General features: G+C 67.5%; 13 protein-coding genes. 6 read left to right on the top strand and 7 right to left on the bottom strand.

The features are described from left to right. Window positions 1-312: 312 nt before the first annotated feature. The 4 genes from B9A95_RS20470 to B9A95_RS20455 all read right to left on the bottom strand — a co-directional run bounded on the left by B9A95_RS20470 (window position 313) and on the right by B9A95_RS20455 (window position 2,041). The gene (locus B9A95_RS20470) at window positions 313-612 is read right to left on the bottom strand and encodes a roadblock/LC7 domain-containing protein (RefSeq protein WP_084048961.1); all 300 of its coding nucleotides are present in this window, start codon (window positions 610-612) and stop codon (window positions 313-315) included. Beyond that, window positions 609-950: a roadblock/LC7 domain-containing protein gene (locus B9A95_RS20465; protein ID WP_084048960.1), complete on the bottom strand. Its 342-nt coding sequence runs from the start codon at window positions 948-950 to the stop codon at window positions 609-611. The genes B9A95_RS20470 and B9A95_RS20465 overlap by 4 nt, the downstream gene beginning before the upstream one ends. Further along, window positions 947-1,297, bottom strand: a complete 351-nt coding sequence (locus B9A95_RS20460; RefSeq protein WP_084048959.1) for a roadblock/LC7 domain-containing protein — start codon at window positions 1,295-1,297, stop codon at window positions 947-949. Before B9A95_RS20460 ends, B9A95_RS20465 begins: the two co-directional genes overlap by 4 nt. A gap of 66 nt (window positions 1,298-1,363) precedes the next feature. Next, a complete protein-coding gene (locus B9A95_RS20455) occupies window positions 1,364-2,041 on the bottom strand; it encodes a tyrosine-protein phosphatase (RefSeq protein ID WP_084048958.1) in 678 nt (225 codons plus the stop codon). 239 nt (window positions 2,042-2,280) lie between these two features. Here B9A95_RS20455 and gyrA point away from each other — a divergent pair, with 239 nt between their 5' ends. The 4 genes from gyrA to B9A95_RS20435 all read left to right on the top strand — a co-directional run bounded on the left by gyrA (window position 2,281) and on the right by B9A95_RS20435 (window position 8,394). Beyond that, window positions 2,281-4,710, top strand: a complete 2,430-nt coding sequence (gene gyrA, locus B9A95_RS20450; RefSeq protein ID WP_084048957.1) for a DNA gyrase subunit A — start codon at window positions 2,281-2,283, stop codon at window positions 4,708-4,710. Between the two features lie 463 nt (window positions 4,711-5,173). After that, window positions 5,174-5,788 (top strand): helix-turn-helix domain-containing protein, encoded by a 615-nt coding sequence (locus tag B9A95_RS20445; protein WP_084048956.1) that lies wholly within the window; start codon window positions 5,174-5,176, stop codon window positions 5,786-5,788. A gap of 159 nt (window positions 5,789-5,947) precedes the next feature. Beyond that, the gene (locus B9A95_RS20440) at window positions 5,948-7,330 is read left to right on the top strand and encodes an FAD-dependent oxidoreductase (RefSeq protein ID WP_084048955.1); all 1,383 of its coding nucleotides are present in this window, start codon (window positions 5,948-5,950) and stop codon (window positions 7,328-7,330) included. Window positions 7,331-7,392: 62 nt separating this feature from the next. Beyond that, window positions 7,393-8,394: an NAD(P)/FAD-dependent oxidoreductase gene (locus B9A95_RS20435; RefSeq protein ID WP_084048954.1), complete on the top strand. Its 1,002-nt coding sequence runs from the start codon at window positions 7,393-7,395 to the stop codon at window positions 8,392-8,394. On the opposite strand, the gene B9A95_RS20430 is transcribed toward B9A95_RS20435, so the two are convergent. From B9A95_RS20430 to B9A95_RS34025, 3 genes are all read right to left on the bottom strand, one after another. Then, entirely contained in the window at window positions 8,367-9,155 is a 789-nt protein-coding gene (locus B9A95_RS20430; RefSeq protein ID WP_245808411.1) for an MFS transporter, read from the bottom strand. The two genes, B9A95_RS20435 and B9A95_RS20430, sit on opposite strands and share 28 nt — an antisense overlap. 478 nt (window positions 9,156-9,633) lie before the next feature. Continuing rightward, window positions 9,634-11,745: an SF1B family DNA helicase RecD2 gene (gene recD2 / locus B9A95_RS20425; RefSeq protein WP_084048953.1), complete on the bottom strand. Its 2,112-nt coding sequence runs from the start codon at window positions 11,743-11,745 to the stop codon at window positions 9,634-9,636. A gap of 483 nt (window positions 11,746-12,228) precedes the next feature. Then, on the bottom strand, window positions 12,229-12,402 hold the full coding sequence (locus B9A95_RS34025; protein WP_170928731.1) for a hypothetical protein: 174 nt from the start codon (window positions 12,400-12,402) through the stop codon (window positions 12,229-12,231). A gap of 50 nt (window positions 12,403-12,452) precedes the next feature. Between B9A95_RS34025 and B9A95_RS20420 the strand changes: the two genes are divergently transcribed. Together B9A95_RS20420 and B9A95_RS20415 are read left to right on the top strand one after the other, a co-directional pair. Next, window positions 12,453-13,628: a metallophosphoesterase family protein gene (locus B9A95_RS20420; RefSeq protein WP_084048952.1), complete on the top strand. Its 1,176-nt coding sequence runs from the start codon at window positions 12,453-12,455 to the stop codon at window positions 13,626-13,628. Between the two features lie 115 nt (window positions 13,629-13,743). Further along, window positions 13,744-16,476: an AAA family ATPase gene (locus B9A95_RS20415; RefSeq protein ID WP_084048951.1), complete on the top strand. Its 2,733-nt coding sequence runs from the start codon at window positions 13,744-13,746 to the stop codon at window positions 16,474-16,476. Window positions 16,477-16,594: the final 118 nt, after the last annotated feature.

The raw sequence follows: 16,594 nt of genomic DNA, 5'->3' as shown, positions 1-16,594 counted from the left end.
CGAATGAGGCCGCTGAAGGCCGAGCGGGCATCCCGCCTGGGACGCCCGCTCTTTTTCCTGGGTGTGTTGATCACCAGCACAGGGGTCAGACGTCGCCGGAGCCTGTCCGGTACCTCCCACGACCCGATCTTGATGCCCTTGCGACGGCCCCACTGGCCTTCAGGAGAACAGCATCTTCCGGAGAGGCACCAGGTGCGGCGCACCTCACGCTCCAACTTCTGAGAGGGTCACCGAAAAGTTTCCACTCCCGGTGCGCCGCACTGTTCCGCTTCTCGCGCCGACGGCTGGATCTAAAGATCAGCTGCGGTGCCCTTAGCTCAGAAGCCGCCTGACCGCGAAGCGAATTCGGCCCAGGCTCGCCACATCGTCGAAGGCGGTCAGCAGCACCTGGTTGCCGTGGGGGGTCAGGAGGATGGGTCCGTCGTTCACGTCGAGCAGCAGGTCCTGCCAGCTGTTCTGACCCAACGCCGTCTGCAGGCTGCTGATCACGGCCCGGCCCGCCTGCACGACCGTGATATCGGCCCCGCGGCCGGCGCTGGAAACGATCTCGCCCTGGGCGTTGACCAGGGCCACGTGGCGGATGCCGCGCACATCGAGAAGTTGCTGAATCATGCGCTCTCCAGTTGCGGCAGATCGTGAATTTCGACGGCCAGTCGGGCCAGGGCCTGCTGGGCGGCGCGGGTATCGTGTCCGCGCACCAGGGCCGCTCCGAGCGTGAAGTCGCCGAGGGTGACGGCGACGACCTCCACCCGCTCGCTGGTAAAGGCGACGCGGGTCACGTCGCCCGTGCCCAGGCGGCGGCCCATCCGCTCCAGCCCAGTGCGGAACGATGCCAGTTCGGCGGCCAGCGCCTCGCCCGCCTCGCCGGTGACTTCAATGGGCAGCCCGTCAGGACCCACCAGGGTGCTGGCGACGACTCCCGGAATGGTGCGCAGCAGATCGAGCCTCACAGGTACGCCTCCAGTTTGCGGGCCGCGTCCCGGCCGTACAGCCGCGCCTGCCCCAGGTTGCTGCGGCCGTCCAGGGCCAGCAGCAGGAAAAAGTCACGGGTAATGGGATGGACGTACACGCTCAGGCGTTCACCGCGCAGGTACAGCTCCCGCACTGCGCCGCCACCCAGCGTGTCTCCATACGCTCCGGTGGCCGCGCGCATCAGGCCGGCGTGCTCGGCCACGAGAAGATTGAGGTCCGTGGAGGTCGTGGCGTGGCCTTCGACGAGCAGGCCGTCCAGCCCTCCGATGGCGGCGGCCCAGGCTCCGTCCACGTCGGTCACGAGTTGCGTCAGATGAGGCAGCATCAGGATTCATCATAGGCGCAAAAATCACACAGAACACCCACAAAGGGAGGGGGAAGTTGTCAGCTTTCACATAAGGAGCCGCGCACGCAACCGGCCCTGCTCGCGCGAACTGAACCCGAAGGCGGAGAGGTAGGCGCAAAGGCCGTTCCACTGCGTGTCCAGATACTGCAGTGCGGCGAGAATGTCCACCGGTCGGGAAACCGCAAAGGGCGCTTCCCGGGCCCAGGCGCCGGGCACCTTCCGCCGGCGCCACTCCGCGTAGAAGTCCACCAGGGCAAGACCGCTCGCCGCGTAGTCCCCGGCGATCTGCCCGCGCGGCGTGCCGCACAGTTCCAGGCACAGGGCCGCGATCAGCCCTGTGCGGTCCTTGCCAGCGTGGCAGTGGATCAGGACCGGACCGGGAGGAGCGTCGAGGAGGGCCCCCAGGACGACCGTTACGTGATTGGCAGCGTGCTCCAGATACGTGCGGTAGAAGTCGGCGTTGCCCGCTGCCACGGCGCTCGCCGCATTCAGCGCCTGGTTTCGGTAGGGCAGCAGGGGCAGGTTGAGGTATTCCGTCCGGCCCAGAAAGGGCGGCGCGTCCACTTCCCGCTCGGCACGGTTGCGCAGGTCCACGATGCGGCCCAGTCCCAGCGCCAGCAGTTCGGCCTGGCCCCGTTCCGTGAGACGGCTGAGGTTGCCGCTGCGGTACAGGCCGGGCAGCGGGTGGCGGAAGTTGAGGGCGCCGTCGGGAACAGAAACCATCGGCGTATCCTGCCTGTCCGCAGTGGGGGAAGAACACCCCCCGACGCGACTGTTTTTCGCGTCCCGGTGCGGTAGAATGCTTGCAGTTGAGGGAGCGGGATTCGTTATGCTCTGAGCATAATGTGATATACTCGTTCTATACCCGGTGGGCCACACAGGCTGATGGTAACCGGGCCTCTCTTTCCCCTTTCTCCGCCGGTGGTTTTTGTCGCCACGGGCGCGGACATGACTGGAGCCCCATGACTGGAATTCATCCCGTTGACATCACCGCAGAAGTCAAGACCAACTTCATCAACTACGCGATGAACGTGATCGTGGACCGCGCGCTGCCTGACGTGCGCGACGGCCTCAAACCCGTGCAGCGCCGCATCATGTACGCCATGCTGCTCGAAGGGCTGGCGGCCAACCACAAGCACGCCAAGAGCGCGTCCGTTGTCGGTGAGGTCATGAAGAAGTACCACCCGCACGGCGACTCGTCAATCTACGACGCAATGGTGCGGCTCGGGCAGTGGTGGAACATGCGCTACCCGCTGGTGGACCCCCAGGGCAACTTCGGCTCCATTGACGGTGACCCGCCCGCCGCCATGCGCTACACGGAAGCGCGCATGACGAAGGTGGCCGAGGAAGTGCTGGCAGACCTCGAAAAAGAAACGGTGGACCTCAAGCCCAACTACGACGAGACCACCGAAGAACCCTCGGTGCTGCCCTCGGCAGTGCCCAACCTGCTGATCAACGGGGCTGCCGGCATCGCCGTGGGCATGGCGACGAACATCCCCCCGCACAACCTCACGGAGATCAGCAACGGCCTGCTCGCGCTGATTGACAAACCCGACATCGCGCTCGACGAGATGATGACGCACGTGCTGGGGCCGGACTTCCCCACCGGCGGGCGCATCAGCCGTCAGGGCATCCGCGAGGCCTACGCGACCGGGCATTCGGGCCTCAAGGTGCGCGGCAAGGCGCGCATCGACGAGAAGAACGGGCGCACCCAGATCATCATTTCTGAGATTCCGTATCAGGTGAACAAGACCAACCTGATTCAGACGATCTCGGCGATGTACAAGGCCGGGAAGATTCCCGACATCTCGGCCCTGCGCGACGAATCAGACCGCAAGGACCCGGTGCGCATCGTCATCGAACTCAAGCGCGGCGCGATTCCCACGCTGGTGCTCAACCAGCTGTACAAGTACACCCAGCTGCAAAGCACCTTCACGGTGATCAACCTCTCTATCGTGAACGGCGAGCCGCGCGTCCTGCCGCTGATCGACACCATGCGCGCCTTCCTAAGCCACCGCCGTGACGTGGTGACGCGCCGGACCGCCTACGAATTGAAGAAGGCCGAGGAACGCGCCCACGTGCTCGAGGGTCTCCTCAAGGCGCTGGACCACATCGACGAGGTCATCGCCCGCATCCGCGCGAGCAATACGGGAGCCGAGGCGCGCGACGCCCTGATGCAGCGCTTTACGCTCACCGAGATTCAGGCCCAGGCAATTCTGGACATGCGCCTGCAACGCCTCGTCGGACTGGAGCGCGAGAAGCTGATGGGCGAGTACGACGAGTTGCAGAAGGTGATCAGCCGCCTGCGCTCGATCTTGGGCGACGAGAAGCTCTTGTGGCGCGAAATCAAGAAGGAAATCCGCGACGTGCGTGACCGCTACGGCGACGAGCGGCGCTCGACCATTACGGACCTCGAAGACGACATCTCCAAAGAGGACCTGATCGCCGTCGAGGACATGGTGATCACCATGACGCGCGCCGGGTACCTCAAGCGCACCAAGCTCGACGCCTACCGGGCGCAGGGCCGGGGTGGGCGCGGCAGCAGTGGCGGCAAGCTGCGCGACGAGGACATCAACACCCGCGTCTTTGTGGGCTCCACCCACGACTACCTGCTGTTCTTCACCGACCAGGGCCGCGTCTTCCACGAGAAGATCTACGACCTGCCGGAAGCGGGCCGCGACGCCAAGGGCACGCACATCCGCAACCTGCTGCCTTCCCTGCGTGAGGATGAGAACATCGCTTCTGTGCTGAGCGTGAAGGGCTTTGACGAACCCGGCAGCTTCGTGTTCGCCACCAAACGTGGGATGGTGAAAAAGACGCTGATCACCGAGTACGGCAACATCACCTCGGCGGGACTGATTGCCATCAACCTCCAGCAGGGCGACGAGCTGATCGGCGTCGGCATCCAGCTTGACGGCGACGACGTGGTGCTCGCCACCGCCTGCGGCCAAGCCATGCGCTTCGCCGCCACCGAGGTCCGCGACACGGGCCGCGCGACCCAGGGCGTGATCGGCATCCGGCTGCGTGAGGACGACGAGGTGGTCTCCATGGCCCTGGTCCCGGGCAGCGACGAGGGCAGCGAACTGCTCGCGGTCAGCGAGTACGGCCTGGGCAAGCGCACCCCCGTGGGCGATTACCCCAGCAAGGGCCGCGGCGGGCTGGGCGTGATCACGCTGGACGTCACCGACAAGACCGGCCGCCTCGTGACCCTGACCCATGTGGCGGGCAACGAGGAACTGATGGTCCTGACCGAGAAGGGCACCGTGATCCGCACCCGCGTGGAGGAAGTCCGCGTGACGGGCCGCAACGCGCAGGGCGTCAAGGTGATCAACATCGGCGACAAAGACCGCGTGATCAGCGCCTTCCCCATCCGGCGGGAGGACGAGCTGTAAGCCGGCCACCCCCGCGAAAGGCCCAGCCCAGATGGCTGGGCTTTTTTATCTCGCTTTTACCCCTGCCTGGCCCTTCATCAGCATTCCGGTTGATCCGTGATGCAGCCGCGGGCCAACCCAAGCGGAGCGAGCGGGAAAATGGTGATGGAGAGGCGTGGAAGCGCCGGAGCGGAGCCCAGGGAACGGATGATCCGGAAAGGTACCGCGCGCATACACCTTCTTAGAGCGGCTTCCGAAGACGGACATGACCATGAGGGGCCGCTGAGGTTTTGCCAACCCGGGCCACCAGGATTTTCTTCGATGTGGAGCGAGTTGACGTCCTCCACTTTGAAACAGGACTTCGTAAGCTAAAGATGGTTTAAAGAAACAAAAGTGTTTACAAAACTCAGGGTATAGGTTACACTGTGATTCAAGCCGGGATAGTCCTGGCAAACCCGATTCCAACGCCCAGGAGGCGAGCCAAATGACGCACCCCAACTCCTCTCTGACCAAGACATTCGTGGACACCGTGACCTACCGCCCCGGCGCGGTCATCCTGTACCCCGGCAAGAGCGACATGCTCTACCGCGTGTCCTCGGGCCTGGTCCGCATCCATACCATGGACGACGACGGCAATGGGCTGACCCTGCGCTACGTCAAGCCCGGCGAATACTTCGGCGAGGAAGCCCTGGCGGGCGTGAACCGCGCCTACTTTGCCGAGGCCGTGACCGATTCCACGGTGGACGTGATCAACCCTGCCCTGATGACCGCCGAGGACAACCTCGTCGTGACCACCCATCTGGTCAAGACCTTGGAACGCGCCTACGAGAGCATCTACCGTCTCGTCGGTAAGCGGCTGCGTGCGCGCATTGCGGGCGAGCTGCTGGAGCTCAAGGACACCGCCCTCGCCACGCAGCTCGGTACGGGCGAGACGATGATCTACGCCACCCACGACGAGCTGGCCGCCGCGGTCGGTTCGGTGCGCGAGACGGTGACCAAGGTGGTGGGCGAGCTCAGCCGCGAGGGCGTGATCAGCGCCGGCTACGGCAAGATCACCCTCAAGAACGAGAAGACCCTCGCCGACATCGCCGCCGCGTAAAGCCCCGTCTTCCGCAGGCCGCCCGGTTCTCGCCGGGCGGCTTCTCGTTTGTTCTGAGCGTGCGGCGTTCTCGCTGCCTGGACAGGTGCCCCTCTCCGTGACACCCCCTCCACGGGTTGGCCTGTTGCAGACTTGGTGTCCCCTATACACTTCCTCTTGATGACACAGCCCGAGACGACGCCCGAGACCACCTTCTCCCCCGAACGGCCCCTGCGCGTCGCGGTGATCGGCAGTGGTCCGAGCGGTATCTACGCCGCCGAGGCGCTGACCAAACAGGCCACCCTGCCCGTGGAGGTGGACGTGTTTGACCGCCTGCCCACCCCCTACGGCCTGGTGCGTTACGGCGTCGCGCCCGATCACCTCACCATCAAGAGCGTGACCAAGGGCTTCGAGAGGGTGCTTTCGGATCCCCGCGTGCGGTTTCTGGGCAATGTGGAATTCGGCACCGACCTCACCTACGAGGAGGCCCGCGTCCACTACGACGCGCTGGTCTACACCGTGGGGGCCTCCTCGGACCGCCGCCTGGGTATTCCCGGCGAGGACCTGAAAGGCAGCATGAGCGCCACCGAATTTGTGGCCTGGTACAACGGCCACCCCGACGCGGCGGCGCGCGACATGCTGCTGCACGCGTCGGGCGTGGCGGTGGTGGGCGTGGGCAACGTGGCGCTGGACGTGAGCCGCATTCTGGTCAAGACGGTGGGGGAACTGCATTCCTCGGACATTGCGGCGCACGCGCTGGACGCGTTGAAACACAGCCACGTCAAAGACGTGTGGGTGCTGGGACGGCGCGGTCCGGTTCAGGCCGCCTTTACCACCAAGGAACTGCGCGAGTTTGGGGAACTGGAAAGCGCAGACCCCATCGTGAAGCCGGTGGAAATTGCAGTGGACCCGTCCACTGAGGCCGCCATCACGGACAACACCCGCAAGAAGAACCTGGAAGTGCTGCGCGACTTTGCCGGACGCGAGCCCGAGGGCAAAGAACGGCGCATCCACCTGCGCTTTCTGGTATCGCCCGTCGAGATTCTGGACGACGGCGAGGGGAACGTGGGCGGCCTGAAAATCGAGCGCAACCGCCTGGACGACCAGGGCAACGCGGTGGGCACGGGCGAGTACGAGACGCTGCCCGTGCAGATGGTGCTGCGCTCCATCGGTTACAAGGGCGTGCCCCTGCCCGGCGTGCCCTTCGACGAGAGAAAGGGCGTGATTCCCAACGAGGAAGGCCGCGTGACGGGCCGCCCCGGCGAGTACACAGCGGGCTGGATCAAGCGCGGCCCCAGCGGCGTGGTGGGCACCAACCGCAAGGACGCGGTGGACACGGTGGCCCACCTGCTGAGCGACGCCCAGGCTGGGGCCTTCCTGCCCGCATCCCAGGCGGGCCGGGAAACGGTGGACGCCCTGCTGCGCGGCAAAGGCGTGAACGTGTACACCTTCCACGACTGGCAGGTGCTGGACGCCCACGAACTTGCCCAGGGGCAGGCTGTGGGCCGCCCACGCGCCAAGGTGGTCCACAAGCACGAGATGCTGACGCACCGCCGGAAGTAGCCGAGGGCTGAGCGCAGGGGAGTATGGCAAAGGGACCCCCGGCCCTTTGCCATACTCCCCGCATGACCCCTCTCCCCCACAGCGACATTCTGGTCATCGGCGGCGGTCCGGCCGGGCTGCACGCGGCCTTTTACGCCGGATGGCGGGGGCTGAGCGTGCGGGTGCTCGAAGCGCGCGGTGAGGTGGGCGGGCAACTGACGGCGCTGTACCCCGACAAGACGGTGTACGACGTGCCCGGCTCACCCCGAACCAGGGCCGCAGACCTCGTGGCGGCGCTGCTGGCGCAACTCGGTCCACTCGGCATTGACATCCGGACGGGTGAAGTGGCCCGCAGCTTAAGGGAGAGTGGAGCGGGCGGGTGGCTCGTCGGAACGGACCGGACGCAGTATGCGGCGGGAGCGGTGATTCTGGCGGCGGGAATGGGGGCCCTCTTGCCACGCGAGGCGCGAATCCCGGGTGCGGAAACACATCCCGATGTGCGGACCGATCTGCCGAATCCCGGGACGTTCAGCGGAAAGCGCGTGCTGGTGGTGGGCGGCGTTCCACAGGCCACCCGCGCGGCTTTGGAACTCGCGGAGGCGGGAGCTGAAGTGACGCTCACCCACCGCAGAGCAGGGTTCCGGGGGGATCGAGCGGGCCTCGCCCGACTGGAGGAGGCGCGGCGCTCAGGGCAACTTCGCGTCCTGGCCCCTGCCGTTCTGGAACGCCTGACATCAAAGAGCGCCGAACTTACGGTCAACGGTCAGCTACAGACCGTTGACGCCGGTACCGTATTCGTCCTCAACGGCTACCTGCCGGACCTCTCGCCCCTGCTGATGTGGCCGCTGGGCTGGGACGGCGAGTACGTGCCGGGAGACGCGGCGGGCGCGACAACCCTCCCCGGCGTGTACGTGGTGGGGGACCTGGCCCGCTCCGGGGACGACTTCAAGCTGCTCTCGGTGGCATTCGCCCAGGCGGCCATCACCGCCAACCACGCGGCCCACCATGTCCGCCCGGAATTGAAGGTGCGGCCCGGCCACAGCAGTGAGCGCGGGGGTTATCCGGCCCGTTCTCGAGAGGTGTGAACTGCTCGCCCTGGCCCTGCCGCCACGGCCAAGCACAGCAGCGTGATCCCCAGCAGCGTGACGGGAATGGCAGGCGAGCCGTAAGCGTCCTTGAACGCCCCCACCACAGGCGAAAACAGCACCGGGCCGAGAAATGCACTGGCAAAGACCAGCGTGGTGGCCCCGCGACCGGGGACCGTCCGGGTCAGCCACACCAGCCCGGTGGTAAACACGGGCGCGAGAAACAGCCCGGCGAGGGTGTAGGCCAGAGGCGCAGCGCCGGGCACAGTGGCGAGGGCCAGGCTGACGGCGGCCAGAACCAGCGCGCCGGTTACCAGGCGGGCGGGGGGCATCTGCAGGGCCAGCGCCGCCGAAACCAGCCGCCCCACGGTGAAGCTGACCCAGAACAGGGCGGTGAGCCGCGCCGCGCTGGCCGTCGAAATGTCCAGCGCGTCTTTCAGGTGGGTCACCTCCCAGGACCCCACGCCCCCCTCCAGGCCCACGTAGGTGAAGAACAGGGCCACGAACCCGAACAGCAGCAATCGGGCGCGTCCACCCGGGGCCGTCTCCTCCACAGGCACCGGCATGGTGGGCACGGCGCGCAAGACCAGAACCACGGGAAGCAGCAGGGCAGCCAGGACGGCGCACCCCAGCAGCGGTTGGTGGAAGTCCCCGTCCGCCAGCCCCACGGCCAGAGGCGCGAGCACCGCGTCGGCGCGGTGCTCGCGCTGAGCAGGTTCAGGACCGAGGCGCTGCGTTCGCCGTAACCCGTGGACACCCACACGTTGATCGTCACGTCCAAAATCCCGAAGCCCAGCTCCAGCAGCAGGGCGGCTGCAAGCGCGAGGGCAAAGGAAGGCGCACAGGTGAGCCCCAGGCAGGCCCCCGCCAGCAGCACGCTGGCAAAAGCCCCGGCCGAATTGAAGCTCAGCAGCAGGGAAGCTCCCTTGGCGCTCAGTCCAAACTGTCCACTCAGGCCAGGCAGCGCCGGACCCAAAATGGGATAGATCATGCCGAGCAGCAGGAAAATCCCCACTCCCGCGAAGGCCAAGAGGCGCGGCGGGGCGGTAGGGACGGGCAGCGAGGTCACGCCCGCAGCATGGGCACCGCGGAGGGGAGGCGTCGGGCCAGTGCCGGTCCGGCGGAGGAACAGCAGGGCACTCGCGCTGCCAGCGGGCGTCGTGTTCGTCCAACCCGTTCCCGAATTGGAAGAGCGCCGGTCCTGTCAGCCCTGCGTCCCGAGGTGGCCCGACGCGCTCCCTAACGCTCCCGAATCCGCTCCAGCAGCGCTGTATTCCGCTCCTCGCGCTGGCGGCCCGCTGCCTTCTGCCACGCTGAGGCCGACCCCACCGCGTAGAAACGCTCGCGGGCGCGGGTGAGGGCGGTGTAAGCGAGGTTGCGCGAGAGCATGGGCATGTGGGCCTCGTGCAGCACGCCGAGCACGGTGCCCCACTCGCTCCCCTGGGCGCGGTGTACCGTCAGCGCGTAGCCCAGTTGCAGGTTAAACAGTTCTGCCCCGGCCAGCTCCACCACGTTGCCGTCGAAGTCCACGGTCAGGCGGCTCCCGTCAATCTTCAGCGCCAGGCCCAGCGTGCCGTTGAAGACCTCGTTGGTGTAGTCGTTTTTGGTCTGCACCACCACGTCACCGGGCCGGACCTCGCCGTCGCCGATGCGGACACCCCCCTGGCCGGGATTGAAGAGCGACTGGAGGTGGGTGTTGAGCGTTTCCACGCCCAACGGCCCCTTTCGCATGGGGGTCAGGACCTGAACCTGGCCGGGGCCGCCGAGTTCGCGGACCATCAGGGCAACCCGGCGCGCGCCCACATCCGGCTCCGTTTCGGTGAGCCCGAGGCGGGGATCGCCCCATGCCGGGGCCTGGCCGTTCAGCAGGCCGTGGGCGGCGCGAATAATGGGATTCTCGGCGGCCTGGCGGTACACCGTGGTCAGGCGCACGGTGGGCGCAGCCTGGGTGATGGCGAGGAGGGGCAGGCCCGCGTCCACCGGAGGCAACTGATCGGTGTCGCCCACAAGCAGCACCCGCGCCCCCGGCGCAACGGCGCTGAGCAGCGAGAGCATCAGCCCGTCGCCGCACATGCTCACCTCGTCCACGATCAACAGGTCATAGGGTGCGGGTTCGAGGTGGTTGTGCCGGAAGCCTACGGGGCCGTACCCCAGCAGGCGGTGGATGGTGGAGGCGGTGCGGCCGGTGAGCTCGCCCAGACGGCGCGCCGCCTTGCCGGTAGGTGCGCAGAGGCCAACTTCCAGCCCGAGCTTTTCCGCCAGGTCCGCCACCGCGCGCGTTGTCGTGCTTTTGCCGGTGCCGGGGCCGCCCGTCAGCACCACGAGGCGGTGTTCGTCAAGCAGGTCCAGCACGGTGGCCTGTTCGTCCGACAGCCCTTTTGCGGCTCCGGCTGGCACCATCCACTCGTCCCCGGCGGGCGGCGTGGCGAGGAGGGTACGGACCAGCTTCGCCAGTTTCTTCTCGGCCTTCAGGACGTGGGGCAGGTAGATGCGGCTCACGTTCTCGGCGGTGGGATCGTCGCACAGGCGGCCGAGTTCGACGGCCGTGTCCACGGCGAGGCGGGCCTGTTCCAAAGACACGCGGGTGTAGTGCAGCACGCCGCGTTCGGCCCGGTCCCGCGGCAGGTAGGAGTGCCCGGCCTGCTGTCCCGCCTGCTGAAGGGCGTACACGGCGGCGGCCGTCAGGCGGCGGGGATCGTCGTTCGCTCCGCCCCCCGCCTGCCACAGCTTGTCAGCGGTAAGAAAGCCGATGCCTTCCACCTCGGTCAGCGCGAAGAGATCCGCGGTCAGCCGCTCCAGCGCCGCCTCCCCGAAGTGCTTTACCGCCCGCTGCGCCTGGGAGATGGAGAGGCCCAGGCCCTGCAAACCCGCGAGCAGCCTCCGCTCGAGGCCCTGCTGGGACCAGCTCGACACCATTTTGTGCAGGGTGCTTTGCGTGACGCCAGGGACCCGCAAGAGCTTCTCGGGGTCCTGTTCCAGCACGTCGAAGGTGGCGGGGCCGAAGGCTTTGGCGATGCGTCCGGCGAGCACCTTGCCCACGCCACCCACGCGGGCTTCAAGGTAGGCGGCGACTCCCTCTTCGGTCAGGTCTGCAGGCTGGGCCTCAAGGACCATGTTTAGCACGCGGTACTGGTAGCCGTACTCGCGGTGTTCTTCCATCAGCACGTCAGCGCTGAAGGTGTCCCCGGCCTCCAGGGGCGGCATCACGCCGATCACGGTGGCGTCGGGGTCCTCGCCCTCGCTGTTGCGCAGGCGCGCGGTCATGACGGTAAAACCGCTCTCGGCGCGGTAACGGACCCGGTTCACGCCCCCGGTCACGCGAAAAGGCTCGGTGGGAGGGGCGGCGGTCATCGGGGAAAGGATAGCGCGGTGCGGGCAGTTATGTCATGAGCAGAATGGGGCGGGGGAACGGGGCAGGACTCTCGCGGCGCCATGAGGAGCGTGGTTCCCATGCGGAAAGCAACTCCGAAGAAGGCTGTTGGACGCAGCGCTGCTCCCCCATGCCCGGCCGGACAGCATGTGGGGATCACCGGAGCGAGGTTGCGCGCCACACAAGGTCAATCTCAGCAGCAATCCGCCTTGGTGTTCCAGCACCCTCCGTTCCACCTCACCCAGCGAGCGCCCCATGCCCAGGCATGGCAGCGTAACCTTTCTCTCGCACTCCGTCAGCACCCACGCCTTCCCCTGCCGGCCGTAGACCTGCCGCTCGGCCTGCTTGGCGATCAGGTAGGCCTAAGGGAGGGCGAGATCTCGGAATACCCGTCGTCCGTCTCTGGACCGCACGCCACCATCACGTCGGGGAGTCATCCCTGTTGCGTCCCTCAATTTTCAGCTTCATCTCGCTGCAAAGGCCCGGCAGCCGCGCCGCTGTGCCTCGGGACGCGAGCGAAACAGCACGTTCAGAATGGTGTTGGCGTGCGCCTTGCTGCTGCCTGCCTGACCGGGCGACCAGACCCGGCGCGGAAAGTATTCCTCGGCGCTCATGCGCCGGAACGCCGGGCCGCTCATAACGCCGATGCTGCGCCCTTTTGCGCCCGCCGCATGCTATTTTTTCCGTCATGCGCGTACTCCACACCGCCGATTTTCACGCTGGGCGGAATCTGAGGGGCTTTGACCGCACGCCTGAGGTGCACGAAGCCCTGACCGAAATTGCCGCGCTGGCCCGCAGCGAACGTGCGGACGCCGTGCTCGTCTCCGGGGACCTGTTCGATACGGTCAACCCGTCAGCAGAGGCCGAGGGCGCGGTGTTCGATTTCTTCCTGCGCCTGCGCGACGCCTCCATTCCCGCCGTTGTGATTGCCGGAAACCACGACAGTGCGGCGCGGCTTCAGGGGTTTGCCGGACTGCTGGGCTGGGTGGGCGTACAGCTCGTGGCGCAGCCGACGACCAATCCGCTGGACCTGATCCGCACCGTGGAGACGCGCGGCGGCGAGACGCTGACGGTGGGGGCGCTGCCTTTTCTGTCCGAGCGGCGGCTGGTGAAGGCGGCGGACGTGATGGGCGGCGATGTGGGCAGCTGGCGGCAGAAGTACCGCGAGGGCATGGGCTTTTTTCTGCGCAAGCTGGCCGAAGGCTTCCGGGGCGGCAGCGTGAATATGCTGATGGCCCACGCGACGATGGACGGCGCGGTGCCCAGCGGCAGCGAGCGCACCATGCAGTTCGACCTGCTCAACGCCTACACGCTCTCGCCGCTGCAACTTCCCTCGGGCGCGCAGTATGTGGCGCTCGGGCACGTCCACAAACCGCAGCAGTCCAGCGACATGCCCCTGGCCCATTACCCGGGCTCGGTCATTCAGCTCGACTTTGGGGAAGCGGGCGAGAAGAAGCAGGTCAACCTCGTTGAGGTGGAGGCCGGACGTCCCGCCCGCGTGACCGCCGTTCCCCTCGCCAGTGGGCGCGAGTTGCGGACGGTGAAGGTGAATCTGGACCAGCTGGAACCGCGCCTGGCGGGCCTGGCGGGCTTTACCGGCCTGGTCAAAGTCGTCGTGCGCGCGCCCTCCGGAACCGCCATGCCTGGCCTCAAGGACCGCGTGTTGCGCCTGGTCCCCAACACGCTGGCCGTCGAGCTCGAAGCCTTACAAGAGGACCTCGCCCAGCCCGAATTGCGGCGCGAGGGGCTGAGCCTCCCGGAACTGTACGAGCAGTTCTGGCGCGAACGCCGGGGCGAGCTTCCGGAGGACCTGCGCGCGGCCTTCCGGGAAGCGGACATGGGGGCGGGGGAGGAAGCAGTGTGAGGCGAAGAGCAGCGCGTAAAGGGCAGAGGGCAGAAAAAGCACAGGCTGGAGCGAGGGCGGAAATCACCCCCTGCCTCTTGCCCTCTGCCCTCTCCTGCGGGCGGGGGACCCGCCCATGAAGCCCCTTTCCCTCGAACTTCATGGCTTTACCGCGTTCCGGCAGCATACGGTGCTGGACTTCAGCGACCTGGAACTGTTCGCGCTCGTCGGGCCGACGGGCAGCGGCAAGTCGAGCCTGCTGGACGCCATGACCTTCGCGCTGTACGGCACCACGCCCCGGCTGGGGGCCACTGGACTGGACGCGCTCATCTCCCAGGGCGAGCGGGGGCTGTCGGTCGGCCTCACCTTCGAGGTGAACGGCGAGACGTTCCGGGTGGCGCGCTCGAAGGGCCGCAAGCAGGCCGAGAACGAGGTGCGGCTGGAACGGCTTGACGGCGAGCGGTGGATCAACCTCAGCGACGGTGGCGCGCGGGCTGTGGGCGAGCGCATCACGAAGGCGGTGGGGCTGGATTTCAAGACCTTCGTGCGGAGCGTGCTGCTGCCGCAGGGCGAGTTCTCCCGGCTGCTGCACGGCACGGGCAAGGAGCGGCAGGCGCTGTTGGGCGAACTCATGGGCCTGGACCACGTGAAGGCCATGCACGCGTTCGCCGGGGACCGGGCCAAGGGCTTCAAGCACCAGCTGGGCAGCCTGCACGCGCTACTGGAAGGCGAATACGCAGCGGTGACGCCGGAAGCGGTAAAGGCCCTGCGCGCCGAACGAGAGGCGGTGGACGCCGAGGCCGAGCGCCTGACCGACGCGCGCGAGCACTTGCAAGGACTGGTCAACCGTCTGCGCCTGCTGGAAGGCGTGTGGAACCGGCGCGAAGACACCGCGCGGCGGCTGACGGCTCTGGAGGCCCGGGCCACCTCCGTGCGCGAGGGTGCCGCGCGGGCCGAGCGGGCCCGCCGGGTGGCCAGGGTGCTGCCCCTGCTCGACGCGGCGGAACGCGCCCGCATAGCCGCCGAACGCGAGGAACGCGCCGCCGGGGGAGCCGCCGGGGCAGAACTCCAGGCCCGCAAGGGGGTAGAGGCGGCCCTCGCCACCCTGGAGGCGGCAACGCAGGCCGAGCAGCAGATCCCCGCCCTCGAAGCCCGCGCCGAGACGCTGAGGGAGGCAGAGGCCGATCTGGGCCGCCTGCGCCGGGCGGGGGGTACACCGCAAAGCACGCACGCCCAGCCCCTGCCCTGGGACGAGGACACCTTCTTTACCGCCCGGGAAAACGTCCAGAAACTCGACAAACTGCGGCAGGAGCGGGTGTTGCTGGAAACGCAGAAGGCTGCCCTCGAAGCGGACCGCCTGCGCCAGCAAGCCGAACTCGAGGGTTTGGAGGCCCTCAAGGAGGAACAGGGCCGCGTGGAACGCGAGGGCAAGGCGGCAAAAGCAGCGCTGGACCAGGCCCAGGCCGAGGTTCAGGCGGCCCGGCTGGAAGCGGGTCTCGCGGCCTACCGCGCCCACCTGCACGTGGGGGAACCCTGCCCGCTTTGCGAGGGCGTGGTGCAGATGCTGCCCGAAGCGCCTCCGGTGGATGTGACGGCCCTGGAAACGCGCGCTGCCGCTCTGCAAGCCGCGCTGGAAGGCCGCCGGCTGCGCTACAAGGAAATCGGCCTGGAACTCGTCAGCCTCAAGAAATCCACCGTGGCCCGCGCGGGGGAACTGCGCGACTGGGAAGCAGGGCTTACCCAGCGCGAGGCAGACCTGCGGCAGCTCGAGGGCCACATCTCCGGCGATCCCCATGATCTGACCCTGCGGCTGGTGGCGGGGCTGGCAGCGCGGGTGCGCGGAGCGGGCGCAGATCCGGCACGCGAGCGCGCCAGGATGTTGGCAGAGGTCAAGGTGGTTCGCGCCCGCCTGAGCGAAGCGCAGGCGGGCCTCGCCCGCACCCAGAGTGCCCATTCCGCCACCCAGGCCACCCTTGCCTCCGCCCGCAAGGCCGCACAGGAACGCATGCGCGAGGCGCAGGAGGCGCAGGCCCGTCTCTCGCAGGTGCTGGACGAACTGGAACTCAACGCGGCCCAGGCGCGCGCCGCCGCCCTCCCCGAATCTGAGATCGCCGCACTGGAGGGAGCGGCACGCACGCACGGCGCGCAGGTGGAGCAACTGCGGGCGCAACTCGGGGAGCTGGAGCGGCAACTGGGCGTGGAACCCTTCGATCCCGCGCAACTCCGCCAAGCTGAGCGGGACCTGATCGCCACCGACGCGGCGCTGGGCACAGCGCGCGAACGGGCCGGAACGCTGGCCGAGCAGGAGCGCGTGGCCCGCCAACGCCTGACCCGCAAGGCCGAGCTCGAGGCGCAGGCGAAAGACCTGGCCGCCCAGCTGGACACCTGGCAGACCCTGACGAACAGCCTCAAGGCCAATGAATTCCAGCAGTTCCTGCTTTCGGAAGTCGAGGCGCGGCTGCTGACCGGCGCGGGCGCCCTGCTCTATGACATCAGCGACGGGCGCTACCGCCTCGCGCTGGAGGGCGGTGAGTACGTCGTGCAGGACCTGTGGAACGCGGGCGAGACGCGGGCGGTCAAGACCCTGTCGGGTGGCGAGACCTTCCTCGCCAGCCTGTCGCTCGCCATCGCCTTGAGCGATTACCTGGCGGGCAACAAGATGCTGGGCGCGCTCTTTCTGGACGAGGGCTTTGGCACCCTGGACCCGCAGGCGCTGGAAGCCGTCGCCAACGCCCTGGAAAACCTGCGGACCCAGGGCCGCATGGTGGGCGTGGTCACGCACGTGGAAAGCCTTTCTGAACGCCTGCCCAGCCGCCTGATCGTCACCAAGAGCGTGGCGGGCAGCAGCGTGCAGCGCCTGGACGGGTGAGGTCGGAAGTGAGGGAACACGACACCTCGGAAGGGCAACCCCCCGTGAGGACCTGGCTTCCCCGCCACTGGCCTCGACCGAGAGAAACGGTCACGCAGGTCAGTGGGATGGGCAACGC

Origin of the sequence: Deinococcus hopiensis KR-140, assembly GCF_900176165.1 — a bacterium.
Lineage (GTDB): Bacteria > Deinococcota > Deinococci > Deinococcales > Deinococcaceae > Deinococcus > Deinococcus hopiensis.
The sequence above is the reverse complement of the archived record's forward strand: the minus strand, read 5'-3'. Positions and strand labels throughout refer to the sequence as shown.